The following is a 25,528-nucleotide window of genomic DNA, read 5'->3' on the forward strand; positions in this document are numbered from 1 at the left end:
ACATTCCGAACCCGGAAGCTAAGCCTCACAGCGCCGATGGTACTGCAGGGGGGACCCTGTGGGAGAGTAGGACGCCGCCGAACAATTCTTCTGAAGAACCCCCATCCGGTTTCCGGATGGGGGTTCTTCGCGTTTCCGGAAAGGCCGTGCCCGGTGACGTATTGTCAGTCCATGGACGAACAGACAGCGGTCATCGCGGACAGTGTGCTCCGGCCCGGGCAGCGTGACGGCGCCCTGCGCGTGCTCGCGGACGCCCAGGCGGTCGACGGCCGGGCGGCCGTGTCCGAGCAGGGCCGGCTCCGGCTGCGTTCCTCGGAGGCGCCCCGCCCTGGTGTCATCCACCTCCTCGAAGCCGCCCGAGCCACCCAAGCCGCTGAAGCCGCTGAGAGCGCCGACGCCGCCGTCGTGGCCTACGGCCAGCTGGAGATCCCCCAGGACGCGCCCCCCGGCACCCACGCCAACCCCGCCGCCGAACTCGTCGTCGCCCCCGCCGCCCGAGGCCGCGGCCTGGCGAGCCCCCTGGTGGACGCCGTGCTGGCGGAGGCCCACCGGGCCGGCCGTGACGCCGTCGATTTCTGGGTGCACGGCGGCCACCCCGCCGCCCGCCACCTGGCCGACCGGTACGGCGCCGAGCTGGTCCGCGAGCTGCGGCAGATGCGCCGCACGGGCGCGCAGACCGAGACCGTTCCGCTCCCCGAGGGCGTCGAGCTGCGGACCTTCCGTCCGGGCGTGGACGACGCCGAATGGCTGCGGCTGAACGCCCTCGCCTTCGCTCACCACCCCGAGCAGGGCGCCTGGACCCAGCGCGACCTGGCGGACCGGCTGGCCGAGCCCTGGTTCGACCCGGCGGGCTTCTTCCTGGCCACCCGCGAGGGCAGGGTCGTCGGCTTCCACTGGACCAAGGTGCACGGGGCCACCGCCACCGAGCCGGCCCTCGGCGAGGTGTACGTCGTCGGGGTGGACCCTGCCGAGCAGGGCAGCGGCCTGGGCCGCGCGCTGACCGCGGCGGGCCTGCGTCACCTGACCGGCTCAGGACCCGGCGAGCGTGGACTGGAAACCGTACTTCTCTACGTCGACGCCGACAATCCGGCCGCCGTGCGGGTATATGAACGACTGGGATTCACCGTGCACGAGGTGGACCTCATGTACCGCGTCGAGTACCGGGCGGACCGGGTGGTGTAGCCGCAACGGTCGGTCGGGGCAAGGCGCGGGGCACCGCCGCCCCGCCCCCGACCGACTCAGCTTTCCTCCTGGCCATGCGGTGTTTACCGTGGATTCAATTGTTGCCGCGAAGATCACAGGATGAAGTCCGTAGTGTCTCGCTCGTGCAGCGTCGGCCGTACCACGGCGGCCGGTGCTGTACGGACCGCGCCGGGTGGGTGGGCGTGGGCGCCGGGCGATGACGACGGCCCGCAGAGCCATTGGCGTTCGGACGCCGTCCTGCTGCTGGAGGAGCTGGAACCCATGAGCATCCCTCGCCCCGTCTCTGCCCCACTGTCCTCGCCTGCCCTGATGTCGAACGGGCTCGGTCTGCCGCCGGAGCCGTCGACGGTGGACGAGCAGGACTTCGAGGAGCTTCCGCAGGGCCGGTTCCTGGACCGCGAGCGGAGCTGGCTCGCGTTCAACGAGCGGGTCCTGGAGCTCGCCGAGGACCCGCAGATCCCGCTGCTGGAGCGGGCCAAGTTCCTCGCCATCTTCGCGAGCAACCTGGACGAGTTCTTCATGGTCCGGGTGGCCGGCCTCAAGCGCCGGATCGCCACCGGCGTCGCCCAGCGCAGCGCCTCCGGCCTCCAGCCGCGCGAGGTGCTCGACCTGATCTGGACGCGCTCGCGCGAGCTGATGGCCCGCCATGCCGCCGCGTTCCAGCAGGAGGTGCTGCCGGACCTCGCCACCGAGGGCATCGAGGTGGTCCGCTGGCCGGAGCTGGCGGAGAAGGAGCAGGCCCGCCTGCACACGCTCTTCCGGCAGAAGATCTTCCCGGTCCTGACCCCGCTGGCGGTCGACCCGGCGCACCCCTTCCCGTACATATCGGGGCTGTCCCTCAACCTCGCCGTGGTGGTGCGCAACCCGGTGTCCGGGTTCAAGCACTTCGCCCGTGTGAAGGTCCCGCAGTCGCTGGCCCGTTTCCTGGAGGCCTCGCCCCAGCGTTACGTCCCCCTGGAGGACGTGATGGGCGCGCACCTGGAGGAACTGTTCCCGGGCATGGAGGTGCTCGCTCACCACGCGTTCCGGGTCACCCGCAACGAGGACCTGGAGGTCGAGGAGGACGACACCGAGAACATCCTCAAGGCCCTGGAGAAGGAGCTGATGCGGCGGCGCTTCGGCCCGCCGGTGCGGCTGGAGGTCGAGGAGTCGATCGACCCCTACATCCTGGACCTGCTGGTGCGGGAGCTGAACATCACCGAGGCGGAGGTCTTCCCGCTGCCCGGCCCGCTCGACCTGACCGGTCTGTTCGGGATCTCCGAGCTGGACCGCCCGGAGCTCAAGTACCCGAAGTTCGTGGCGGGCACGGCCCGTGGGCTGACCGACGTCGAGTCGGCCTCCCAGCCGGACATCTTCGCCGCGATGCGCGAGCGGGACGTCCTCCTGCACCACCCGTACGACAGCTTCTCCACCTCCGTGCAGGCCTTCCTGGAGCAGGCCGCGGCCGACCCGGACGTGCTGGCGATCAAGCAGACGCTGTACCGCACCTCGGGCGACTCGCCGATCGTCGACGCGCTGATCGACGCGGCGGAGTCGGGCAAGCAGGTGCTGGTCCTGGTCGAGATCAAGGCGCGCTTCGACGAGCAGGCCAACATCAAGTGGGCCCGCAAGCTGGAGGAGTCCGGCTGCCACGTCGTCTACGGCCTGGTCGGCCTGAAGACGCACTGCAAGCTGTCGCTGGTGGTCCGTCAGGAGGGCGACACCCTGCGGCGCTACTCGCACGTGGGGACCGGCAACTACCACCCGAAGACCGCCCGGCTCTACGAGGACCTCGGGCTGCTCACCTCGGACCCGCAGGTCGGCGCCGACCTCTCGGACCTCTTCAACCGCCTGTCCGGTTACTCGCGCCGCGAGTCCTACCGCCGTCTGCTGACCGCCCCGCGCGGTCTGCGCGACGGCCTGGTCTCGCGGATCCACAACGAGATCGCCCATCACCGCGCGGGCCGTCCGGCCTACGTGAAGCTCAAGGTCAACTCGATCGTCGACGAGGCCGTGATCGACGCGCTGTACCGGGCCTCGCAGGCCGGGGTGCCGGTGGACGTGTGGGTCCGTGGGATCTGCGCGATCCGTCCCGGCGTGCCGGGCCTGAGCGAGAACATCCGGGTCCGCAGCGTGCTCGGCCGCTTCCTCGAACACTCCCGCGTCTTCGTGTTCGGCAACAACGGCGATCCGGAGGTCTGGATCGGCAGCGCCGACATGATGCACCGCAACCTGGACCGCCGGATCGAGGCGCTGATGCGGATCACCGATCCCGCGCACCGCGCCGAGCTGTCCGGGCTGCTCGACCTCGGGGTGGCGGACGAGACCCAGTCCTGGCACCTCGGTCCGGACGGCGCCTGGACCCGCCACTCGCAGGACGCCGAGGGCAAGCCGCTGCGGCACGTACAGGACATGCTGATCGACTCGCGCCAGCGCCGCCGGGCCGCCACCTCCCGCTGACGCGACCACTGATGCGAGCCGCCGGGGCCGGCAGGGGGCCGGCTCCGGCGGTCGTCGGCCACCAGCCCCGGGGGACGGACCCGGGGGAACGGGGATCTACCACGCCATGACCGAAGCGCCGATGACGGCCCGGGCGGCCTCCACAGCGACCGCCGGGGACATCCTCTCCAGCCATCTCACCGCCCAGGCCGGCGCGTTCCTGCGCGCCCTGCCGCTGGCGGTGGGGGAGGTCGGCGTTAGACCGGGCACGGCCGTCGTACCGGCGGCCGGCACGGCCGACCTGCTGCGTGCCGTGCGGCGGATCGGCGGGCTGCTGCACACCTTCGGCAGCGTCTTCGAGCAGTCCTGGGCGCAGGAGTCCCGCACCGAGCTGCGCTGGCTGCTCAACCTGCTCGCGCTGGAGCCCGGGTACGTCCGTCGCTCCGCCCGGCTGCTGGGCGCGCTCGACTCGCTGAGCGGCTCCGACCCGGAGGGGACGGGGATGCTGGCCGGGCACGCCGGCGCACCGAAGGCGCGGGCGCTGCTGGACCGCCAGCTGACGCTGGCCCGGACGAGGGCCCACTCCAGCGTGCTCCAGGAGCTGCGGTCGGCCCGGCTGCACGCGTTGGCGGACCGGATGACGCTGCTGGTCGGCGAGGCGCCGCTGCTGGAGTCGGCGAACGCGCGGGCCGGCGCGGTGCTGCTGCCGCAGGCGGCCGGCGCGTTCACCGCGCTGACCGCGACCGCCGCCCAGCTGCCGCTCCAGCGCGCCGCCACACCGTACGGCGGGGACGGGCTGCGCCGCCTGGGCGCCGTCCCGCAGGCCCGTGGCGCGGTGGACGCGGACACCGCGCTGGCCGCCGACGACGCGCCGTGGGCGCGGATGCGGATCCTCGTGAAGCGGGCCCGCTACGCGCTGGAGGTGTGCGGCCGCCCGTCCGTGGAGCTGGACGAGCTGGACGAGGTGCTGGGCCGCCACCAGGAGGCGGCGGACGCGGCGGTCACCGCGGCGACGGCGGCGCGCACGCCGCGGATCACCCCCGCCACCGCCTACGTGCTGGGCGTGGTGCATGCTGATCAACGACTGGAGGTCGAGGCGGCGCGTTACGCCTTCGGCCGCCGGTGGCCCGAACTCCCGCCAGGCCTGGACGGCTGGCTGGAGATCCCCCCTGCCGAGGGCTGGGGGCACTCCCCCGCACCACGGACGGCATGAATTGCGCGATCGGCTGAGCACCGGCCAGGCGGTGCACGCTCCGGTGATCCTCGCCGCGGGCGCGGTGCTGTGGCTGCCCGGCCGGCCCAAGAAGAGCGGGCGGCTGGGACGGCCCCGGATCGCGCTGATCCACCGGCCCAAGTACGACGACTGGAGCATGCCCAAGGGCAAGCTCGACCCGGGCGAGGGCATGGCCGAGGCGGCGGTGCGCGAGGTGCGCGAGGAGACCGGGTTCAGCTGCGTGCTCGGTCCCGAGCTGCCCGCGCAGCACTACCCGGTGCAGGGCCGTCCGAAGGAGGTCCGCTACTGGGCGGCGGTGCCGACCGCGGGGGCGTTCCGGCCGAACCGGGAAGTGGACCGGCTGGAGTGGCTCCCGGCGGGGAAGGCCCGCGTCCGGCTGACCCACGACCGCGACCGGTTGCTGGTCGACGCCCTGCTGGAGATCCTGGGGGCGGAGCCGGTTCGGACGGAAGGCTTCCGTTAGTGGAGGAGCGATGGAAGTGATCTCCCCGAGTTCTCGCCGTGACGCAACCGTTACTACCTGACCTAGTTTCCTGTCATCCGTTCGAGGTTCACTCCCCGTTCACTTGCGACCGGCTGTCGTGTCACTTACCCGGCCTAACTTCGGGACTACCGGAGGGCCGGACGGGCCCCGGACCACAGCAAAACCCGCGCCCCGCCGTGTCCGCACGGCCCGCGCGACGGGCAATGCCACAGAAAGGGACACCCAGTGAAGCTCCAGCGGAACGGCCGCACCAAGGCCCTCGCGATCGGTGCCATGGCGCTCGTCAGCTCGCTGTCGCTCGCCGCGTGCGGCTCGGACAACAACAACACGACCGCCGGCGGTTCGGGCTCCTCGGGTTCCGCCGCCGCGGCCCCGATCAACTGTGGCAGCAAGCCCACCGCCCTCCTCGCCGCCGGTTCCACCGCGCAGGGCAACGCCGTTGACGTGTGGAAGACCGCCTTCGGTGCGGCCTGCTCCGGCGCCACGGTCAACTACAGCGGTGGCGGCTCCGGTGCGGGCGTCCAGCAGTTCAACCAGGGCAAGATCCAGTTCGCCGGCTCCGACTCGGCCCTGAAGCCGGCCGAGGTCGAGGCCTCCAAGGCCGTCTGCACCGGTGGCCAGGGCATCGACCTGCCGATGGCCGCGGGTCTGATCTCGCTGGTCTACAACGTCGACGGCGTCGACAACCTGGTCCTGGACGGCCCCACCGCCGCCAAGATCTTCGACTCGCAGATCACCAAGTGGAACGACCCGGCGATCGCCGCCCTCAACCCGGGCGCCAAGCTGCCGGACGCCGACATCCAGTCCTTCCACCGCTCGGACGACTCCGGCACCACCGACAACCTGACCCACTACTTCGCCGCGGCCGGCGGTGGCGCCTGGTCCTACCCGGCCGCCAAGACCTGGGCCGGCAAGGGCGGCCAGTCGGCCAACGGCAGCGCGGGCGTCGCGGCCCAGATCAAGCAGGTCAAGAACTCGATCGGCTACGTCGAGCTCTCCTTCGCCCAGACCAACAGCCTGAAGAGCGCCGCGATCAACACCGGTGCCTCCAAGCCGGTCGCCGCGACCGCCGAGAACGCCGCCAACACCTTCGCCAAGGCGAAGATCACCGGCACCGGCAGCGACCTGTCGCTGAAGCTCGACTACGCGACCAAGGAGGAGAACTCCTACCCGCTGCTCCTGGTCACCTACGAGATCGTCTGCGACAAGGGCAACAAGGCCGACACGCTCGACACGCTGAAGGCATTCCTGACCTACACCGCCAGCGACGCGGGCCAGAAGGCGATCGGCGAGAAGGGCTACGTCCCGCTGCCGAAGGAGCTCACCGACAAGCTCAACGCCGTCATCCCGACCCTGGCCTGACCCAGCAGGACCACCGGTGGGGCGGCCCCGTGAGCGAGGGGGGCCGGGGCCGTCCCACCGGAACGCCCGACCCAGCAGCACGTCCGGGGCACCGCCGCCATGGTGCCGCCCCCTCCCGGGGCGGCGCCACCAGACCGGAGTAGACCAATGACTTCATCCTCCCCTGCCGCCCCGCGAGGCAGGGAACGCCGACCGCGCGACAGCCGGGTCGGCGACAAGATCTTCATGAACCTCGCCCGGGGCTCGGGCATCCTCCTGCTGGTCGTGATGGGCGCCATCGCCGGCTTCCTGGCCTGGCGCTCCGGCCTCGCGCTCAGCAAGAACGAGGGCAACTTCCTCACCACCTTCGAGTGGACGCCGGACGCCCCGAAGCCGGTCTTCGGCATCGCCGTCCTCGCGTTCGGCACGATCGTGAGCGCGCTCATCGCCATGGCGATCGCCGTCCCGGTCGCGATCGGGATCGCGCTGTTCATCTCGCACTACGCGCCGCGCCGGATCGCCCAGCCGTTCGCCTACCTGGTGGACCTGCTGGCGGCCGTCCCGAGCATCGTCTACGGCCTCTGGGGCGCGCTGTTCCTGGTGCCGCACATGGACGGTCTGACCAGCTGGCTCAACGAGTACCTCGGCTGGACGTACATCTTCGACCAGACCAAGACCGGTACCACCCCGCGCAACCTGTTCACCGTCGGCATCCTGCTCGCGATCATGATCCTGCCGATCATCACCGCGGTCTCCCGCGAGGTGTTCCGCCAGACGCCGCGGATGCACGAGGAGGCGGCCCTCGCGCTCGGCGCGACCCGCTGGGAGATGATCCGCACGGCGGTGCTGCCCTTCGGCCGCCCCGGCATCATCTCGGCCTCGATGCTCGGCCTCGGCCGCGCACTGGGCGAGACCATCGCCGTCGCGGTGGTGCTGTCCTCCAACAGCGTCCTGTCGCTGCACATCCTCGACCCGGGCGGCGGCACCTTCGCGCAGAACATCGCGCTGAAGTTCGCCGAGGCCGGCGACAACGGCCGCAACGCCCTGATGGCCTCCGGCCTCGTCCTGTTCGTGATCACCCTGCTGGTGAACGGTGCCGCGCGGCTGATCGTCGCCCGCCGCAAGGAGTACTCGGCATGAGCAGCGCCACCACGACCGTTCCGGCGGACGCGCTCCCGCTCAGCCGCGCGCTGACCGCGAACCGCCTGCCCAAGTGGGCCCCGGCCGCCGTCGCGGCGGGCTCGATCGCCCTCGGCTGCGCCATCGGCGCCGTCGGCGGCCTGGCCAGCCACCTGCAGTGGGGCCTGATCTCGGCGCTCCTGTTCGTCCTGATCGGCTACGTCCTCTCGGCCAGGGTCGAGGGCCGCCGCCAGGCCAAGGACCGCTTCGCCACCTCGGTGGTCTGGGTCGCCTTCATCCTCGCCGTCGTGCCGCTGGTCGCGCTGACGTTCTACACGATCCAGCAGGGCATCGCCGTGGTGAACGCGTACTTCCTGACCCATTCGATGAAGGGCGTCATCTCCTCCGGCCCGGGCGGCGGCATCTACCACGCGCTGATCGGCACCCTGGAGCAGGTCGCCCTGGCCACCGCGATGGCCGCCCCGATCGGCCTGCTCACCGCCGTGTACCTGGTGGAGTACGGCCGCGGCAAGCTCGCCAAGGTCGTCACGTTCTTCGTCGACGTCATGACGGGCGTGCCGTCGATCGTCGCCGGTCTGTTCATCCTGTCGCTCTGGAACCTCGCCCTCGGCTTCGGCTACTCCGGCTTCTCCGGCAGCCTCGCGCTGGCCATCCTGATGATGCCGGTCGTGGTCCGCTCCACCGAGGAGATGCTCAAGCTCGTCCCGAACGAGCTGCGCGAGGCGTCGTACGCGCTCGGTGTGCCGAAGTGGAAGACCATCCTGCGGATCGTCCTGCCCACCGCGATCGGTGGCATCACCACCGGTGTGATGCTCGCGGTCGCCCGCATCACGGGTGAGACCGCCCCGGTGCTGATGCTGGTGTTCGGCGCCGACTACATCAACAGCAACCCGTTCGACGGACCGCAGCAGTCCCTGCCGATGTACATCTGGCAGCAGTACTCCCTGGTCAACAACGACTTCGGCTACGCCCGCGCCTGGGGCGCCGCGCTCGTGCTGATCGCCTTCGTGATGGGGCTCAACCTCATCGCCCGGGGCATCGCACGCTGGCGCTCGCCCAAGGCCGGACACTGAGCGACCGACTGACGAAGACAGACGAGAGAAGCAACGATCATGGCCAAGCGCATCGACGTCAGCGGACTGTCGGCCTACTACGGCTCCACCAAGGCCATCGAGGACATCTCGATGAGCATCGAGCCCCGCTCGGTGACCGCCTTCATCGGCCCCTCGGGCTGCGGCAAGTCCACCTTCCTCCGCACCCTCAACCGGATGCACGAGGTGATCCCGGGCGCCCGCGTCGAGGGCAAGGTGCTCCTGGACGACGAGAACCTCTACGCCTCCAACGTCGACCCGGTCGCCGTGCGCCGCTCGGTCGGCATGGTGTTCCAGCGGCCGAACCCGTTCCCGACCATGTCGATCTACGACAACGTGGTCGCCGGCCTGCGCCTCGCCGGCGTGAAGAAGAAGGCCGTCCTGGACGAGGTCGTGGAGCGCTCGCTCAAGGGCGCCAACCTCTGGAACGAGGTCCACACCCGGCTGGGCAAGCCGGGCGCCGGCCTTTCCGGCGGTCAGCAGCAGCGTCTGTGCATCGCCCGTGCCATCGCGGTCGAGCCCCAGGTCCTGCTGATGGACGAGCCCTGCTCGGCGCTCGACCCGATCTCCACCCTGGCCATCGAGGACCTGATCGGCGAGCTGAAGTCCCAGTTCACCATCGTCATCGTGACCCACAACATGCAGCAGGCGGCCCGCGTCAGCGACCGCACCGCCTTCTTCAACCTGGCCGGTGTCGGCCAGCCGGGCAAGCTGATCGAGCTGGACGACACCCAGCGGATCTTCTCCAACCCCTCGGTCCAGGCGACCGAGGACTACATCTCCGGCCGCTTCGGCTGAACCCGGACGACCCGGAGACCGAGCTGCTCCACGGTGCTGCATGGCGGTGCCGCCGCGGAGCATGAAAAGGGCCCGCCCCCGAGATGTGGGGGCGGGCCCTGTCAGTTCTCCACGGGCCGGCGGTTCCGCGGGCCGGTCGGGGGCTAGCCCCAGAACAGGTGGACGAACCAGTACACCAGCGCCGCGACGAGGGCGGCTGCCGGCATCGTGATGAACCAGCCGAGCACGATGTTCTTGGCGACGCCCCAGCGCACCGCGCGGACCCGCTTGGTGGCCCCGACGCCCATGATCCCCGCGGTGATCACGTGGGTGGTGGAGATCGGCGCCTTGAAGACGAACGACGTGATGTACATGATCACCGAGGCGGTGGCCTCGGCCGCGAAGCCCTGCGGGGGGTCCAGCTCGATGATCTTGCGGCCGAGGGTCCGCATGATCCGCCAGCCGCCCGCGTAGGTGCCCAGCGAGAGCATCGTGGCGCAGGAGATCTTCACCCAGACCGGGATCGCGTCGGTGGTCTGCTCTCCCGAGATGGTGAGCGCCATGACCACGATGCCCATGGTCTTCTGCGCGTCCTGCAGACCGTGCGCCAGCGCCATCGCGGCGGCCGAGGCGGTCTGCGCGACCCGGAAGTTGCGCTTGGCGCGGTGCGGGTTGGCCCGCCGGAAGATCCACAGGATCGCCAGCATCACCAGGAAGCCGCCGATCAGGCCGACCACCGGCGAGACGATCATCGGGATGACGATCTTGTCGAGGACGCCGCTCCAGATCACCTCGGTCCCGCCGGCCAGCGCCGCGCCCACCATGCCGCCGAACAGCGCGTGCGACGAGGAGGAGGGCAGGCCGAAGTACCAGGTGATCAGGTTCCACGCGATCGCGCCGATCAGGGCGGCGAAGAGGATCACCATGCCCTGGTCGCCGGTCGGGGTCTCGATGATCCCGCTGGAGACGGTGTGCGCGACACCGCTGCCGAGGAAGGCGCCGGCCAGGTTCATCACGGCGGCCATCGCGAGCGCGGCCCGCGGGGTCAGCGCCCGCGTGGAGACCGACGTGGCGATCGCGTTCGCCGAGTCGTGGAAGCCGTTGGTGTACGTGAAGAAGAACGCAACGCCGATGACGGCGATGAGTGCAGCCGTGTCCACAGGGGTCAGGACTCCTTGACGGCGATGGTCTCCACCGTGTTGGCGACGTGCTCGAAAGCGTCCGCCGCCTCCTCAAGGACGTCCACGACCTGCTTGAGCTTGAGCACCTCGATGGCGTCGTACTGACCGGAGAACAGGTGGGCGAGCAGCTTGCGGTGGATCTGGTCGGCCTGGTTCTCCAGGCGGTTGACCTCGATCCAGTACTCGGTGAGGTTCGACATGCTGCGCAGGTTCGGCATCGCGGCGGCGGTGAGCTCGGCGGCCCGGGCGAGCACCTCGATCTGCTGCTCGACGCCCTTCGGCAGGGTCTGGATGTCGTAGAGGACGACCAGGTCGACGGCCTCCTCCATGAAGTCCATGATGTCGTCCAGCGACGAGGCGAGGCTGTAGATGTCCTCGCGGTCGAAGGGCGTGATGAAGGACGAGTTCAGCTGGTGGAAGACGGCATGGGTGGTGTCGTCCCCGGCGTGCTCGGCGGCGCGCATGCGCTCGACGATCTCCGCGCGGGCCGACACGTCTGATCCCAGCAGTTCCAGCAGGAGCTTCGAACCGACGACGAGGTTCTCCGCGGCGGCGGCGAACATGTCGTAGAAGCTCGTCTCCTTCGGGGTCAGGCTAAAACGCACGGAAATCTCCGATGTGCGGGGTAGGGACTGAACGATGCTAGGTGCAACCAAGCGCAATCGCGCAAACGGGGTGGTGGAGTAGGAGGCGGAACCTCCCCTTCCGTTCGGCTGCCGAACCGGCGACCCCGGAGCGCACTTCCATGTGCGGACGCGAGCCCCCAGTCTGACGGAACCTCGCCGGGATCGCCCTCGTCCTGCGGACGGAAGACCGGGGCAACGCCCAGACGGGCGAGCCCGTCGACGGCCCGCCCGGGGGCGCCCGGAACCCCGCCGACCGGGCCCCGCCCGGCCCGGTCCGGTCGTCGGAACACCACGGAGCGCCCCGGTGTTGGACACTGGTGGCCGACGCAGCCACCAGGCATCCAGACGAAGGCGGGCCGATGACCACGACGCAAGCGCGCACCGAGCCGGACGACGCGCCCGGCACCGAGCCGCACGCCGACCACACCCCGGCCGCCGCCGACGCGCACCAGGGCGGCCACGGCCCGCACGGGTACAGCGCTCAGAAGGACGCCCACCTCAAGCGGCTGCGCCGGATCGAGGGCCAGATCCGCGGGCTCCAGCGGATGGTCGACGAGGACGTCTACTGCATCGACGTGCTCACCCAGGTGTCGGCCAGCACCAAGGCCCTGCAGTCCTTCGCCCTCTCCCTGCTGGAGGAGCACCTGCGGCACTGCGTCGCCGCCGCGGCGGAGCAGGGCGGCGCCGAGCTCGACGCCAAGGTGGCGGAGGCGACCGCCGCGATCAGTCGGCTGCTGCGCAGCTGAAGCCGCCCGTCGGGGCCGGGGACCCGCCCGCGGCCCTACCGCTCCCGCTCGTCACACCGGTCCCGCCCGGTGTGCCGGTCCGCGTCCGTCCGGCCGGGCTCGGGCCGGTCGAGCAGCACCTCGTCGATCCGCTCGGTCGGCAGCCGGTCGCCGGCGCTGGCCGTCGCGGCGATCATCAGCTCGCCGGCCAGCTCGATCTCGTCGAGGGCCGCGTCGTCGTGGCCGTTGCTGCGGCCGCCCGTGGACGACACCACCTGCACCACCCCTTCAGTGCCTCGCCAGCCCGGGCGGCAGCCACCCGACGTCCAGCCTAGGCACTTCGGAGCCCGTCCACATGGCACGGACGGGCCATCTCGCGCCGCCGAAACGGGTGACCGCAGCTCCCCGGGCGGCCACTCGCTCCGGCGGCACCCCGACACGCCCCGGCGCCGGAGCGCTGCCCCGGCCGTCTACTTCGGGCTCTCCGTGGGCTTCAGGGCGAAGATGTCCGAGGCCGCCGGCTCGGCCGCCTCCACCGGCTTGCCGAAGTCCGTGAGCGAGGTGGTCGACGTGACCTTCACCTGGTCCCTGGCCTCCTTCGAGCCCGCCACCCCGGCGAAGGTGAAGACCTCGACCACCTTGTGCAGCCGGCCCTGGTCGTCCAGCCACGCGTCGTAGGGGACGTCCTTGACGGTGAAGGTCTGGGCGCCCATCCGCAGGCCGTCGCCGCCCCGGCCGCCGGTCGCGTCGGCCGCCTTCGACAGGTCCAGGGTGCCGCGGTAGTGGTGCAGCGCGACCCCGTCGACCGTCTCGACGCCGACCGCGTCCGCCTTCTGCACCCCGCGCAGCGCCCCCGCCGCGGTGGCCGGGTCGGTGGCGCCGCTGCTCACCAGGTTGCCGTCCGGCAGCTGACGCACGTCCAGCTTGACCCACTTGCCCTCGGGCACCTTGGCGCCGCTGTTCTGCAGGTAGACCGTGCCCGGCAGGACCACCTCGACGATCTTGCCCGTGGTCGCCGCGCCGGGCGGCACCGCGATCTCCAGGCGGCCGATCCGCTTCACGTAGTCGTAGCCGCCGGTGCCGGAGAAGACCGCCTTCTTGTCGGTCGACTCGGTGGTCAGCTCGGTGGCGGTGTGCGCGGAACCGGTGCGGCCGGTGATGTCGGCGGCGTTGCGGACGGCGGTGACCGGGTCCGCGGCGAGCTGGTCGGGGGCGCTCTGGTCGGCCGAGCCACCACCGGACCCGCCCGAACAGCCGGCCAGTGCCGCCAGGGCGGCGGCGAGCAGGGCGGCTCCGGCCGCCGAGCGCAGGTGCGGCACCGGCCGGCGCCCCGGCCGTCCGCTGCGCTGCTGGTCGGTCATCTTCATCCTCGCGACAACCCCCTCGGGCCCGACTGCTCCGCCGGACACCAGCAGGTGGGCAGAGCTCTTTCCGGGCAAACGAGTTGGGGTGCGGATGGTTACGAGGGACCGGGCGCGCGGAGAGCGTCGCGCGCCGGGCACCCGGCGCGCTACCGTGAACGACGTGCACACTGAGCTGCCGGCCGAGCCCGGCACCCGGATGCCCGAGCACCGCGTCGCGATCAGCGAACGCGGGTCCTTCGCCTACGCGACGTGCACCTGCGGCTGGTACGCCCCGGCCCGCCGCTCCCGCGACCTGGCCCGCCGCGAGGGGGCCGACCACCTCTCCGACACCGGCGCCGGATCCGGCTGACCGCTCAGGCGGCCAGGTCCGACTCCGGCGGCTGCTCGTCCGGGCGGACGGCCCCGCGCTCGCGGCCGCGCCGCCCCCCGCGCGGAGCGCCACCGCGCTCGGGCGCCCGGATCAGCGGGGCGACGGCCGTGCGGGTCAGCGCGTGGCAGAGCGGCACCAGGACGGCCATCGCGATCGGCGCCAGCAACAGCACCACGGCGGTCGCGAGCGCGTAGCCGCCGATCACGTCGGTCGGGTAGTGGACGCCCATGAACATCCGGCAGAAGCCCTGCAGCAGGGCGAGGCCGCCGGCGATCCAGCCGAGCCGCCGGTTCACCAGGAAGAGCGACACCGCGACGCCCATCGTCATCGTCGAGTGGTCGCTGACGAAGGAGTGCGTGCCGGCCTTGCCGTCCACGAGGACCAGCAACCCGCTGTGGTCCACGAACGGTCGCGGCCGGTTGACGATCGCGGCGATCGGCAGGTTGGCCAGCTCCGCGACGGCGACCGACAGCGGCACCCAGAGCAGCCCGGCGATCGCCACCGGCGCGTCCGGCCGGCGTCTGGCCTGCAGCCAGCCGACCAGGCCGAGCATCGCCAGGCCGATCAGGATGCCGTACTCGCCGATCCACGAGACCAGGTGGTCCAGCCACGGCGGGGAGCTCTTGGCGAGCCCGTTGACGGCGTAGAGCAGGCCGAGGTCGGGGTTGGTCGTGTCGGCAAGCGGCGTCGACACGCCGCACCTCCTTCTGGTCCGCTGCAGCACCTTGTACGTTCCGGCCGGGCGGCCCGCCCGGCGCGATGAGCTGACGAGGGGCCAACGGACCAAACGTCATCACCGGGGCACAGCGTTCCACGTAAACGCGTGGTTATGGAAAATTGACTCAGCGTCCACAGCGCACTCACACGCCGGGCCGCCGGGGGCTCAGGGTTTTGCGGTCGGTTGACCCGCGGGACGGGCTGCGGACGTGGGTGCCGACGGGGTCACGGGCCGGGCGGCGGGCGCCGTGGCGGCGTGGGCGGCGGCGGGAGGAGCCCCGTTCGGCACGGCGGGCGGGGCGGCTTGCTGGACGGCTGCCGCAGCGGCCACGGCGGCCGCGGTGGGGGTGGCGGGCGCCTCCGGGGTGGCGCCGCCGCCGATGCCGCCCTTGCCCGTGATGCTCCCGTCCAGGTTGCGCACCGGTAGCGCCTGGGCGCCGTCGGTGGTGACCCGGGTCGCGCCGATGTACTCCTTGGTGTCGATCTTGTCGTAGCGGATCACCGCGTTGGTGTGCGGCGCGTTGATCATGTAGCCACCGCCGACGTAGATCCCGACGTGGTGGATGCTGCGAGGATCGTTCAGGTCCGTCGCGAAGAACACCAGGTCACCCGGCCGCAGCTGGTCCCGGGAGGGGTGCGGCCCGGCGTACCACTGGTCGTTGGCCACGCGCGGCAGGGTGATGCCCACGCTCTCGAACGCCGCCTTGCTGAGCCCCGAGCAGTCGAACCGCCCGTTCTGCGACGGCAGCCCCTCACCGCCCCACAGGTACAGCGTGCCCAGCTTCGTCTGCGCGAAGTAGATCGCCCCCGCCGACTGCTGCGACACCTCCACCGGCGCGGTCGGCGCCGTGAAGCTGCGCGCCAGCGCCTTGATGTTCTTCACGTACCCCTGCGTCTCCTTGTACGGGGGCACGCCGTTGTACTTCTCCACCGCGTACGGGCCGGCGTTGTAGGCGGCCAGCAGGTTGTCCTGACGGTCCCCCGGGACCTTGGCCACGTCCCTGGCCAGCGCGCAGTCGTAGTTCGCCGCGGAGGCGATCGCGTCCGCCGGGTCCCAGATGTCCTTCTTGCCGTCGCCATTCGCGTCGACGCCGTAGATGTCCCAGGTGCCCGGCAGGAACTGGGCCATTCCCAACGCCCCCACACCGGATCGGGCCTGCGGATCGAAGCCGCTTTCCTGGTACAGCTGCGCCGCGAGCATCGGCGCGGAGATCTCCGGGCAGAGCGCGCCCCACTTCTGGATCGCCCCCTGGTAGGACGCCGGCACCGAACCCGTCGACAGTGTCCCGCGATTGGCCGTCTGCTGGGGCGTCCCGCTCGCGGCGTACGTCCCGATCGTCACCAGCCCGACGAACCCGATCCCGACAACTCCCGCCGCAGCGGCGGCCGTACCGGCCTTCCGGAGTACCATCAGCACCATCCCGACGAATCGTCAGTCGAAGTGTCCCGGAAGGCGTTGCTCACCGCAATCATCAGAGATACAAAGAGTGAGCGCTATCCTTCGTACGGTGGACATCCTCGCGTACGTGTCCGATGCCTCACGACCAATCCGCGAGAAGTAGCCAAGTCGACATCAGATCTGGCCAAGAATAGGCACCGACCCTTCGCGCGGGCGGGGTCAGGGCCCTTGAATTTGCCTGATCGGGCGGTGAGATGGAAATGAACCTGAGCAGCGTGCAGAGCATCGCGATCGGCCACCTGGCGGCCGATGACCCACCAAAGAAGCCGAATATCGACACCATCATCGGCGGGATCGCCCCGGACTGGGGTCCGTTCGCGAGCCTCGGGTCGGAGGCCCGGGTGATGGTCGAGGTCATCATGGCCGTCGCCATCCTGGTCTGCCTCGGCCTCGCCGTCTGGGGCGCCGCCAAGCAGCGGATCGGTGCGACCGCCATGCGGGACAGCTTCGGTGCGGAACAGGGCAAGGGACTGATCATCGCCGGGCTGACCGGCGTGTTCATCATTGGATCACTCGGCACTCTGTTCACCATTGTCTACGGCATGGCGATCTGACGATCGGACAGCGGTAGCCCTGCTGCCGGTCCGAGCTCGGTCCTCGTCCAGGCCGCCCGGAGCCCGCCCCGAGTCACCCCGTCCCCACCCTCCGTCCGCGCCCGCCCACGGCCGGAGGGCCCCCGGAGCCGCCCGGCTCCCCGCACCAGGAGGGCCGCCGTGCCGTTGTCCGACGACCAGCCGCACACCCGTACGCGGCTACCGGTCGGCGAACAGCCCTCCTCGCAGCTGAACGGGCGTCAGCCGCGGCCGCTCCGGACCCTGCTGACCGTCCTCGTCGTCGTCACGCTGCTCGTCGTCGCGATCTCCATCGCCAACCACGGCAAGCCCGACCCGGGTGGCACCGCCCGCTCCTCCGACCACGCCACCCCCACCGCACCCGCCGGAGCCGGCCCCGCCCCCAGCGGCGACCAGCCCGTGGGCACCACCAGCAACGGCATCCCCAGCGGCTACCCGCACACCGACCAGGGCGCCCAGTCCGCCGCCACCAACTACGCGGTCGCCCTCGGCGGCGCGGACATGTTCCGCACCGACACCCGCCACACCATCGTCACCACCATCGCCGACCCGGCCGCCCTGCCCACCCTCCAGGCCCGCCTGGACCAGGGCTTCGGCGGCGACACCGCCGCCCGCTACGGCCTCGACGCCCAGGGCCACGCCCCGAAGGGCCTCACCTTCGTGAGCCGCACCGTCCCCGTCGGCACCAAGCAGGCGGGCTACAACGACGCCGAGGCGAAGATCGAGGTCTGGTGCACCGTCCTCAACGGCCTCGCCGGTGAACACTCCGTCCAGCCCGTGAGCGCCAACTGGTTCACCATGACGCTCTCGCTCCGCTGGACGGCCGGCGACTGGAAGCTCAGCGACTACGCCAGCCGGCCAGGCCCCGCGCCGATGCCCGGCGACCAGCAGGCCGCCACCGCCGACGAGATCACCGGCGCCGTCCAGCAGTTCGGGGGGTTCCGCTATGCCCGTTGACCAGACCACACACCGCTCCACCGTGCGCCGCGCGGGAGCACTGGCGGGCGCCATGGCGAGCCTGCAGCTCGCCGGGTTGCTGATGGCCCAACGGGTTTTCGCGGATCCGACGCCGACGCCGACGCCGACGGCGAGCCCGAATGCCAACTGCCCCGATCTGCCCATTTCCGGCAACGGCATCCTCTGCGTGGACAAGCCTGGGGCTGGCGGGTCCCTCCCCGGAAGCGGCACGGTCGGGAACGTGACCGACCCGCTCGGGTCGTTGGCCAAGGGCTGTGCGCAGGCGGCGGCGTGGGTCGTGCGGAAGTTGTCGGGGGCCATCGACGGGACGACGCAGGTGGACTTCACCAATGCGTCGTTCCTGCAGCAGTACGCGGTGGTGTTCGCGGCGTCGACGATCATCACGCTGGTGCTGTGGCTGCTCGCGGTGACGAAGCGGGCGGTGCGCGGGGCGCCGTTGACGACGGCGATCTCGGAGGCGATCGGGTTCCTGTGGCTGACGGTCGTGGCGTCCGCGTTCACGCCGTTGATCCTCTACACCGTGGTGAGCGCCACGGACGGGCTGACGAAGGCGATCGCGGTCGGGACGAAGTCCGACACCGGGACGTACCTGGGCGGGTTCGCCGACACCCTGGAGAAGGGGGACATGGGTGGCGGGCCGCTGATCCTGATCATCGTGTCGCTGGTGGCGGTGCTCGCGGCGGCGGTGCTCTGGATCGAGCTGCTGATCCGCGCGGCGATGCTGTACGTGGGCGCGCTGCTGGGGACGGCGGTGTACGCGGGGCTGGTGGACAAGCAGCTGTGGAAGCACGTGCGCCGGTGGGCGGGGGTGATGGTGGCGGTGGACCTGGCGAAGCCGATCATCGTGATCATCCTGGGCCTTGCGGGTGCCGTCGCGACCGGTGCGGGGGCGAACGACGACTTCGCCAGGGTGCTGTCCGGGCTGGCGATCCTGTTCCTGTCGATCTTCGCGAGCGCGGCCGTGTACCGCTTCGTGCCGGGCTTCGGCGACGAGATCATGAGCATGCGGCACGCCCGCGCCAGCGCGGTGTCGGCCGGTTCGGCGATGATCAACGGCACCGCGAACCTCATGAAGCAGGGCATCACCACCCACGGCGACCGCGGCCCGCAGGGTGCGGGCGGCGGCGGGGGTGCGGGCGGGGGTTCGGTGGCCCCGGGCATCGCCGCGCACGCGGGCCGCACGCCGGCTCCACCGCCGCAGGCCGGGCCGCCGCAGCAGGCCTCGGTTCCGATCCGCGACAGCAATCCAGCGAAGGGAGGGTGACGGGTAAGTGAGCAGTGAACCGCTCGGCCATTACGGTGCCCAGTACGCCCAGCCGTACGTGCACCAGCGCCGCACCTACCTGATCGGCAAGGCCCGCCCGAACGCGCCGATCGGCCGCAACCGGGAGACGGGCGAGATCCTGCTGATCATCTTCGGGGCGTTCCTCGGGATGCTCTGGGGCCTGATGATGCCGGTCCTGCCGCTGCGCATCGGCGGCCTGGTCGGCCTGCCCGCGCTGGCCATCGCGGCGGTCTACGTGCCGTACCGCAAGCGGACGTTCTACCGGTGGGCGGAGATCAACCGCACCTACCGGCGGACGGTCCGCAGCGGCCGCGCGGTGTGGCGTTCGGACGTGATGGACGCCGGCACCCGGCTGGACGGCCGGGAGGTGGAGGTCGGTCCGCCGCCGGGGGTGGGGCGGCTGCGCTGGCTGACGGCGCCGTTCGGGCCGGACGAGGTCGGGGTGCTGATGCACCTGGAGCGGCGCACGGTGACGGCCGCGATCGAGATCGAGGGCCCGGGCGTGGGCCTGCGCGACTCGGAGGACCAGGAGGCGCTGGTCGACCGGTTCGGCACGCTGCTGAAGCACGTCGCCAACGGGGACGGCTTCGTGACGCGGCTGCAGATCCTGGCCCGGACGCTGCCGGCCGACCCGGACGCGCACGCCAAGGACGTCGAGCGGCGCGGTGACCACGACGCGCCGCGCTGGCTGCAGGAGTCGTACGACCAGCTGCAGTCGATGGTGTCGACCTCCTCGGAGCAGCACCGCGCGTACCTGGTGGCCTGCATGCACTACACCCGCGACCTCGCGGCCGAGGCGCACGCGATGGGCCGGACGGCGACTGGCGGGCGGGCCCGGGACGACGAGGGCCTGGCGGCGGTGATGGCGCGCGAGCTGACCGACATCTGCGCCCGGCTCGCGGAGGCGGACATCCGGGTGCGCCAGCCGCTGGGCCAGGCCCGGCTCTCCTCGCTGCTGCACTCGATGTACGACCCGGACCACCCGATCGACCACATCCAGGCGATGTCCCGGCGCAACGCGTGGCCGGCCGAGCTGGACGCGACCCACCCGCAGTACCTGCAGGCGAAGACCCGCGAGTCGACGACCCGGGAGCCGTGGTGCCACGCCACCGCGTGGGTCAAGGAGTGGCCGCTCACCCCGGTGGGTGTCAACTTCCTCGCGCCGCTGCTGGTGCACACCCCGGACGTGATCCGGACGGTCGCCGTGACGATGGACCTGGAGCCGACCGACGTCGCGATCGAGCGGATGCTGACGGAGAAGACCAACGACGAGGCGGAGGCGAGCCGCGCGGCCAAGATGAACCGCACGGTCGACCCGCGCGACCTGGCCCACACCGGCCGGGTGGACCAGCGCGGTGACGACCTGGCCTCCGGCGCGGCCGGGGTCAACCTGGTCGGGTACATCACGGTGTCCTCGCGCAGCCCCGAGGCGCTGGCCCGCGACAAGCGGACCATCCGGGCGTCGGCCGGCAAGAGCTACCTCAAGCTGGAGTGGTGCGACCGCGAGCACCACCGCGCCTTCGTCAACACGCTGCCGTTCGCCACCGGCATCCGCCGCTGAGCCGCCCGCGCCCGTCCACCCACTGAGCCCTTCCACCCCCCAGGAGGCCGTCCATGGCGCTCGGCAACCTCACCGACGCGTTCACCAGCCTGATGTTCGGCAAGGTGGAGACCACCCGGTTGCCCGTGCGTACCTCGACCGGCCAGGCGCAGGCGGTCTACCTGCCCACCGCGGCGCCGGGACTGGGCGACTCGGGCGTGATCATCGGGCGTGAGGTGTACAGCGGCAAGGGGTACGTCTACGACCCCTTCCAGCTGTACGGGCAGCAGCTGCCGGCGCCGCACTGGCTGGTGCTGGGGGAGTCCGGCAACGGCAAGTCGGCGCTGGAGAAGACGTACGTCCTGCGGCAGTTGAGGTTCCGCGACCGGCAGGTGGTGGTGCTGGACGCGCAGGGCGAGGACGGCGTCGGCGAGTGGAACCTGATCGCCAACGCGCTCGGCATAAAGTCGATCCGCCTGGACCCGATGGCGGCCCGGGACGGCGGCGTGAAGCTCAACCCGCTGGACCCGGCGATCACCCAGACCGGTCAGCTGTCGCTGCTGCGCACCATCGTCGAGGTGGCGATGGGGCGCGGCCTGGAGGAGCGGGCGGGCTTCGCGCTGAAGGCCGCGCACGCCCACGTGGTGGCCACGGTGAAGGACCGCCAGCCGGTCCTGGACGACATCATCGACACGCTGCGCAACCCCGACCTGTCGTCGGTGGAGTCGCTCGGCGTCGCGGTGGACGAGGTGCAGCGCTGGGGTCTGGACGTGGCGCTGGTGCTGGACCGGCTGGTCGACGGCGACCTGCGCGGCATGTTCGACGGCTCGACCACCGACGGCATCGACCTGGACGCGCCGCTGATCGTCTTCGACCTCTCGCACATCGACCGCAACTCCATCGCGATGCCGATCCTGATGGCGATCGTCGGCGTGTGGCTGGAGCACACCTGGATCAGGCCGGACCGGAAGAAGCGGATCTTCCTGGTCGAGGAGGCCTGGCACATCATCAACAGCCCCTTCGTGGCCCAGCTGTTCCAGCGCCTGTTGAAGTTCGGCCGCCGACTCGGCCTGTCCTTCGTCGCGGTGGTGCACCACCTGTCGGACGTCGTGGACGGCGCGGCGGCGAAGGAGGCCTCGGCGATCCTGAAGATGGCCTCCACCCGGACGATCTACATGCAGAAGGCCGAGGAGGCGCGGGCCACCGGCCGGGTGCTGGGGCTGCCGCGCTGGGCGGTGGAGATCATCCCGACGCTGTCGCCGGGCATCGCGGTCTGGGACGTCAACGGGAACGTCCAGGTGGTCAAGCACATCATCACCGATTCCGAGCGTCCGCTGGTCTACACCGACCGCGCCATGACGGAGGACGCGGTGGCCGAACGCGAGCGTGCCGAGCGGCAGTTGGCGGCCGAGCCCGGGGTGTGACCCCGGCCGGCCCCGAGGCGGGGACCGACACCGGTCGGTTCCCGACGGTTCGTCGACGAGTAACCCGGTCGTTACGTCAGAAAACCTGACAGCTACGCGCGTTGACCATAGGCTGCAGTTCGCGCACACCCACATCCACGCGCGCCTGCGCCGGTTCCGCGGCCGGGCGCTCCTAGGCGCAGGGGACCTCCTCATGCTCACCCTCAGATCGCGACGCGCGGCGCTCGCCGTGGTCGCCGCGGCCGGACTGCTCGGCTCGGTGGCCGTGCCGACGGCCGCCCAGGCCGCCGACGCGAACTCCCGGCGGCACAAGACCGTCAACCTCCAGCTGCTGGCGATCAACGACTTCCACGGCAACCTGGAGCCCCCGGCGGGCTCGGCCGGCACGATCCGGGAGATCGACCCGGCGACCGGCCAGCAGGTCAGCACCCCGGCCGGCGGCGTCGAGTACCTGGCCACGGCGCTGCGTCAGGCGCGCGAGGCGGCCGACGACTCGATCACCGTCGCGGCCGGCGACATCGTCGGGGCCAGCCCGCTCGCCTCGGCGCTGTTCCACGACGAGCCGACCATCGAGGCGATGGACAAGCTCGGCCTGGACGTCACGTCGGTCGGCAACCACGAGTTCGACCACGGTGCGCAGGAACTGCTGCGGCTGCAGAACGGCGGCTGCCACCCGGTCGACGGCTGCTACGAGAAGGGCCGCACGTTCCGCGGCGCCAACTTCAACTACCTGTCCGCCAACGTCACCGACGAGAACACCGGCGAGCCGCTGCTGCCGCCGTACTGGGTGACGAAGTCGCAGGGCGTGAAGGTCGGCTTCATCGGCGTCACCCTGGAGGGCACGCCGAACATCGTGACGGCGGCGGGCGTCAAGGGCCTGAAGTTCGGCAACGAGGTCACCACGATCAACAAGTACGCCGCCGAGCTCAAGGCCCAGGGCGTCAACTCGATCGTCGCGCTGATCCACGAGGGCGGCTACCCGGCCAGCAGCGTCTACAACTACGACTGCGGCGCGGCCGGGCAGGGCGTCTCCGGCCCGATCGTCGACATCTCGCGGAACATCGACCCCGCGGTCGGCGCCATCGTCACCGGCCACACCCACAACGCGTACGCGTGCATGATCCCGGACCCGAACGGCGTGCCGCGCTCGGTGACCAGCGCCGCCTCGTTCGGCCGGCTCTTCACCGAGATCGACCTGAAGCTCGACAAGACCACCGGCACCATCGTGCGGCCGTCGGTGAAGGCCGAGAACCACGTCGTGCGGCGCACGCTGCCCAAGGCCGAGGACATGAGCGAGCTGATCGCCCGCTACTCCAAGCTGGCCGCGCCGATCGCCAACCGTCCGGTCGGCTACATCGCCTCGGACATCAACGGCCGCGGCAGCGGCGACCTGGAGAAGCCGCTCGGCGACCTGATCGCGGACGCGCAGCTGGAGGGCCTCGCGCCGGCCGACAAGGGCGGGGCGCAGGTGGCGTTCATGAACCCCGGCGGCATCCGGTCCGACCTGGTCTACAAGGCGGCCGGCAGCGAGGGCGACGGCGTCGTGACGTACGGCAAGGCGTTCACCGTCCAGCCGTTCACCAACATGATGCAGGTCAAGACGCTGACCGGCGCCCAGCTGGTGCAGCTGCTCCAGCAGCAGGTCAGCGGGAGCAACGCCGCCGCGCCGAAGATCCTGCAGGCGTCCAAGGGCCTGAGCTACACCCTGGACATGCGCAGGACCGGGGCCGACCGGGTCGTCGTCGACTCCGTCCGGCTCAACGGCGCGCCGATCGACCCGGCCGCCAAGTACCGGGTCGCCGCGAACGAGTTCCTGGCGGCGGGTGGCGACGGCTTCCCGGCACTGGGGGCCGGCACCGACAAGCTCGTCGGCGCCTCGGACCTGGACGTCTTCGTGGCCTACCTGAGCGCCCACAGCTCGGCGTCCGCGCCGCTGAAGGCTCCGGCGCAGGACCGGATCAAGGTCATCGGCCCGGGCGCCGACGTCGACTGACCGTGAGCCGGACGGGGACGGGCGGGGCGCTGTCGGGGCGCCCCGCCCGTCCTCCTTCGTGTCCGGGGGCTACTCGGCGGTGGGGCCGCCGGGCAGGCGGACGGTGGCCAGGGCACCCGGCCCGCCGTCCCCGGCCGGGCCGAGCGAGACCTCGCCGCCGGCGTCCCGGACGCTCTGCGCGACGATCGACAGCCCGAGGCCGGAGCCCGGGAGCTGGCGCGAGGAGGGGGAGCGCCAGAAGCGGTCGAACACGTACTTCAGCTCGTCGGCCGGGATGCCGGGGCCGTGGTCGCGGACGGTCAGCACGCCCTGCTTGAGCCGGACCTCGATCGTGCCGCCGGGCGGGCTGTACTTGACCGCGTTGTCCAGCAGGTTGATCACGGCCCGTTCGAGGGCGAAGGCGTCGCCGTGGACGAACCAGGGCTCGGCGGCGGTGTCGAAGACCAGCCCGGGGCCGCGCAACTCGGCCCGCTCGACGGCCCGTTGGGCGATCTCGTGCAGGGCGACCACGGCGAGGTTCTGCCCTGGCTTCGGCGAGTCGGGGCGGGAGAGCTGGAGCAGGTCCTGGATGAGGACGGTCAGCTCCTGCATCTGGGCCTTCATGTTGCCCAGCAGCTTGCTCTTCGTGGCGGGTGGGAGCGGGCGGCCCGTGTCGTCGCTGCGGATCAGCAGGTCGACGTTGGTGCGCAGCGACGTGAGGGGTGTGCGGAGCTCGTGTCCGGCGTCCGCTATCAGCCGGGTCTGCCGCTCGCGGGAGTTGGCGAGGGCGGTGCTCATGGAGTTGAACGAGGTGGAGAGGCGGGCGATCTCGTCGTCGCCGTGGACCGGGATGGTCGTGCCGACCTCCTCGGTGCGGGCGATGTGCTCGACGGCGTCGGTGAGCCGGTGGACCGGCTTGAGCGAGGAGCGGGCGACGATCCGGCCGGCGACGGCGGCGAGGAGGATGCCGCCCACGGAGACGGCGCCGAGCAGGAAGGCGAGGCCCTGGAGGGACTCCTCGACCGACTGGGTCGGGCTGGCGACCATCAGCAGGGCGGGCTGCGGTCCGAAGTGGGTCAGCGAGACGCGGACGAGCGCCGGGGTGCCGTCGGTGAAGTGGCCGTCCCGGATGACGGACTGGCCGGGCCGGAGTTGGAACACCGCGGAGTCGCTCGGCCTGAGCACGATCGCCTTGGTCGCGGCCGGGGGCAGGCAGACCGCCGTCGGGTCCTTGACGACGTACTGGGTGTCCCGGGCGACGGAGGTGCCGTTCTCCGGCGCGACGCTCCGCGGCTGCGCCTGCAGGGCCGCCTGCGGGGTCTCGTAGCAGGGCAGGCTCTGTCCCCGGGGAGGCAGCGGGAGCGGCGCGCTCGCGAGGTCCGTCCGCACCTGGCCGTAGAGCTGCTTCTCGACGATGAACCAGCACGCCAGCGCCGACAGCGCGATGGCCACCGCCACCGCGGCCGCGCTCAGGAAGGTGAGGCGGCTGCGCAGCGAGCGGGAGCGGAACCAGTGCACGAGGCGCTGGACCGGGGACGGGCGCGGGGGCGCGAGGGGCGGGGGAGGGACGGGGCTCCTGCTGATGGCTCGCTCGCTCACGCGCCCGCCTCGCTTCGCTCGGCAGGGG

23 protein-coding genes and 1 rRNA gene are annotated in these 25,528 nt (G+C 71.4%); 17 read left to right on the forward strand and 7 right to left on the reverse strand.

Going from position 1 to position 25,528, the window contains the following annotated elements; translation table 11 throughout:
• From rrf to pstB, 9 genes are all read left to right on the forward strand, one after another.
• Positions 1 to 83, forward strand: a 5S ribosomal RNA gene (gene rrf, locus AB0C76_RS37450); the annotation flags it as partial.
• An 88-nt stretch (positions 84 to 171) separates the two neighbouring features.
• Positions 172 to 1,182 (forward strand): mycothiol synthase, encoded by a 1,011-nt coding sequence (gene mshD, locus AB0C76_RS37455; RefSeq protein ID WP_359974336.1) that lies wholly within the window; start codon positions 172 to 174, stop codon positions 1,180 to 1,182.
• 330 nt (positions 1,183 to 1,512) lie between these two features.
• Positions 1,513 to 3,642 carry an RNA degradosome polyphosphate kinase gene (locus AB0C76_RS37460; RefSeq protein ID WP_359974381.1) on the forward strand — a complete coding sequence of 710 codons (2,130 nt, stop codon included), beginning with the start codon at positions 1,513 to 1,515 and terminating at the stop codon, positions 3,640 to 3,642.
• A 106-nt stretch (positions 3,643 to 3,748) separates the two neighbouring features.
• On the forward strand, positions 3,749 to 4,834 hold the full coding sequence (locus AB0C76_RS37465; protein ID WP_359974337.1) for a CHAD domain-containing protein: 1,086 nt from the start codon (positions 3,749 to 3,751) through the stop codon (positions 4,832 to 4,834).
• Between the two features lie 64 nt (positions 4,835 to 4,898).
• Complete coding sequence (locus AB0C76_RS37470) at positions 4,899 to 5,318, forward strand: NUDIX hydrolase (protein WP_359974383.1); 420 nt, start codon at positions 4,899 to 4,901, stop codon at positions 5,316 to 5,318.
• Positions 5,319 to 5,564: 246 nt separating this feature from the next.
• Positions 5,565 to 6,701: a phosphate ABC transporter substrate-binding protein PstS gene (pstS, locus tag AB0C76_RS37475; protein ID WP_359974339.1), complete on the forward strand. Its 1,137-nt coding sequence runs from the start codon at positions 5,565 to 5,567 to the stop codon at positions 6,699 to 6,701.
• A gap of 147 nt (positions 6,702 to 6,848) precedes the next feature.
• Positions 6,849 to 7,820 carry a phosphate ABC transporter permease subunit PstC gene (gene pstC, locus AB0C76_RS37480; RefSeq protein WP_359974341.1) on the forward strand — a complete coding sequence of 324 codons (972 nt, stop codon included), beginning with the start codon at positions 6,849 to 6,851 and terminating at the stop codon, positions 7,818 to 7,820.
• A complete protein-coding gene (gene pstA, locus AB0C76_RS37485) occupies positions 7,817 to 8,893 on the forward strand; it encodes a phosphate ABC transporter permease PstA (protein ID WP_359974343.1) in 1,077 nt (358 codons plus the stop codon). The genes pstC and pstA overlap by 4 nt, the downstream gene beginning before the upstream one ends.
• Before the next feature lie 39 nt (positions 8,894 to 8,932).
• Positions 8,933 to 9,709, forward strand: coding sequence for a phosphate ABC transporter ATP-binding protein PstB (gene pstB / locus AB0C76_RS37490; protein ID WP_359974345.1), 777 nt, complete (start codon positions 8,933 to 8,935; stop codon positions 9,707 to 9,709).
• A gap of 143 nt (positions 9,710 to 9,852) precedes the next feature.
• On the opposite strand, the gene AB0C76_RS37495 is transcribed toward pstB, so the two are convergent.
• Positions 9,853 to 10,848 (reverse strand): inorganic phosphate transporter, encoded by a 996-nt coding sequence (locus AB0C76_RS37495; protein ID WP_359974347.1) that lies wholly within the window; start codon positions 10,846 to 10,848, stop codon positions 9,853 to 9,855.
• Between the two features lie 5 nt (positions 10,849 to 10,853).
• A complete protein-coding gene (locus AB0C76_RS37500; RefSeq protein ID WP_188298808.1) occupies positions 10,854 to 11,474 on the reverse strand; it encodes a DUF47 family protein in 621 nt (206 codons plus the stop codon).
• A gap of 380 nt (positions 11,475 to 11,854) precedes the next feature.
• On the opposite strand from AB0C76_RS37500, the gene AB0C76_RS37505 reads away from it, so the two are divergent.
• Positions 11,855 to 12,241: a metal-sensitive transcriptional regulator gene (locus tag AB0C76_RS37505; protein WP_359974349.1), complete on the forward strand. Its 387-nt coding sequence runs from the start codon at positions 11,855 to 11,857 to the stop codon at positions 12,239 to 12,241.
• A 35-nt stretch (positions 12,242 to 12,276) separates the two neighbouring features.
• Here AB0C76_RS37505 and AB0C76_RS37510 read toward each other — a convergent pair whose 3' ends face one another.
• Both AB0C76_RS37510 and AB0C76_RS37515 read right to left on the reverse strand, forming a co-directional pair.
• A complete protein-coding gene (locus AB0C76_RS37510) occupies positions 12,277 to 12,492 on the reverse strand; it encodes a hypothetical protein (protein WP_359974384.1) in 216 nt (71 codons plus the stop codon).
• A 198-nt stretch (positions 12,493 to 12,690) separates the two neighbouring features.
• Positions 12,691 to 13,581, reverse strand: coding sequence for a hypothetical protein (locus tag AB0C76_RS37515; protein WP_359974351.1), 891 nt, complete (start codon positions 13,579 to 13,581; stop codon positions 12,691 to 12,693).
• 163 nt (positions 13,582 to 13,744) lie between these two features.
• Here AB0C76_RS37515 and AB0C76_RS37520 point away from each other — a divergent pair, with 163 nt between their 5' ends.
• A complete protein-coding gene (locus AB0C76_RS37520) occupies positions 13,745 to 13,933 on the forward strand; it encodes a hypothetical protein (RefSeq protein ID WP_359974353.1) in 189 nt (62 codons plus the stop codon).
• Between the two features lie 4 nt (positions 13,934 to 13,937).
• Here the strand turns inward: AB0C76_RS37520 and AB0C76_RS37525 are convergent, their stop codons facing one another.
• Positions 13,938 to 14,648: a phosphatase PAP2 family protein gene (locus tag AB0C76_RS37525; RefSeq protein ID WP_359974355.1), complete on the reverse strand. Its 711-nt coding sequence runs from the start codon at positions 14,646 to 14,648 to the stop codon at positions 13,938 to 13,940.
• Positions 14,649 to 14,837: 189 nt separating this feature from the next.
• The gene (locus AB0C76_RS37530; protein ID WP_359974386.1) at positions 14,838 to 16,082 is read right to left on the reverse strand and encodes a bifunctional lytic transglycosylase/C40 family peptidase; all 1,245 of its coding nucleotides are present in this window, start codon (positions 16,080 to 16,082) and stop codon (positions 14,838 to 14,840) included.
• Positions 16,083 to 16,324: 242 nt separating this feature from the next.
• Between AB0C76_RS37530 and AB0C76_RS37535 the strand changes: the two genes are divergently transcribed.
• The 6 genes from AB0C76_RS37535 (at position 16,325) to AB0C76_RS37560 (ending at position 23,922) form a co-directional block, all read left to right on the forward strand.
• Complete coding sequence (locus AB0C76_RS37535; protein WP_359974357.1) at positions 16,325 to 16,684, forward strand: hypothetical protein; 360 nt, start codon at positions 16,325 to 16,327, stop codon at positions 16,682 to 16,684.
• A gap of 159 nt (positions 16,685 to 16,843) precedes the next feature.
• Entirely contained in the window at positions 16,844 to 17,659 is an 816-nt protein-coding gene (locus AB0C76_RS37540) for a hypothetical protein (protein WP_359974359.1), read from the forward strand.
• On the forward strand, positions 17,649 to 18,944 hold the full coding sequence (locus AB0C76_RS37545) for a hypothetical protein (protein ID WP_359974360.1): 1,296 nt from the start codon (positions 17,649 to 17,651) through the stop codon (positions 18,942 to 18,944). The genes AB0C76_RS37540 and AB0C76_RS37545 overlap by 11 nt, the downstream gene beginning before the upstream one ends.
• A gap of 7 nt (positions 18,945 to 18,951) precedes the next feature.
• Complete coding sequence (locus tag AB0C76_RS37550) at positions 18,952 to 20,526, forward strand: SCO6880 family protein (RefSeq protein WP_359974362.1); 1,575 nt, start codon at positions 18,952 to 18,954, stop codon at positions 20,524 to 20,526.
• Positions 20,527 to 20,579: 53 nt separating this feature from the next.
• Positions 20,580 to 21,929 carry an ATP-binding protein gene (locus AB0C76_RS37555; RefSeq protein ID WP_359974364.1) on the forward strand — a complete coding sequence of 450 codons (1,350 nt, stop codon included), beginning with the start codon at positions 20,580 to 20,582 and terminating at the stop codon, positions 21,927 to 21,929.
• 193 nt (positions 21,930 to 22,122) lie between these two features.
• Positions 22,123 to 23,922, forward strand: a complete 1,800-nt coding sequence (locus AB0C76_RS37560; RefSeq protein ID WP_359974366.1) for a bifunctional metallophosphatase/5'-nucleotidase — start codon at positions 22,123 to 22,125, stop codon at positions 23,920 to 23,922.
• 69 nt (positions 23,923 to 23,991) lie between these two features.
• On the opposite strand, the gene AB0C76_RS37565 is transcribed toward AB0C76_RS37560, so the two are convergent.
• Positions 23,992 to 25,500: a HAMP domain-containing sensor histidine kinase gene (locus AB0C76_RS37565; RefSeq protein WP_359974368.1), complete on the reverse strand. Its 1,509-nt coding sequence runs from the start codon at positions 25,498 to 25,500 to the stop codon at positions 23,992 to 23,994.
• Positions 25,501 to 25,528: the final 28 nt, after the last annotated feature.

The sequence above is a fragment of the Kitasatospora sp. NPDC048722 genome (genome assembly GCF_040650235.1).
GTDB lineage: Bacteria > Actinomycetota > Actinomycetes > Streptomycetales > Streptomycetaceae > Kitasatospora.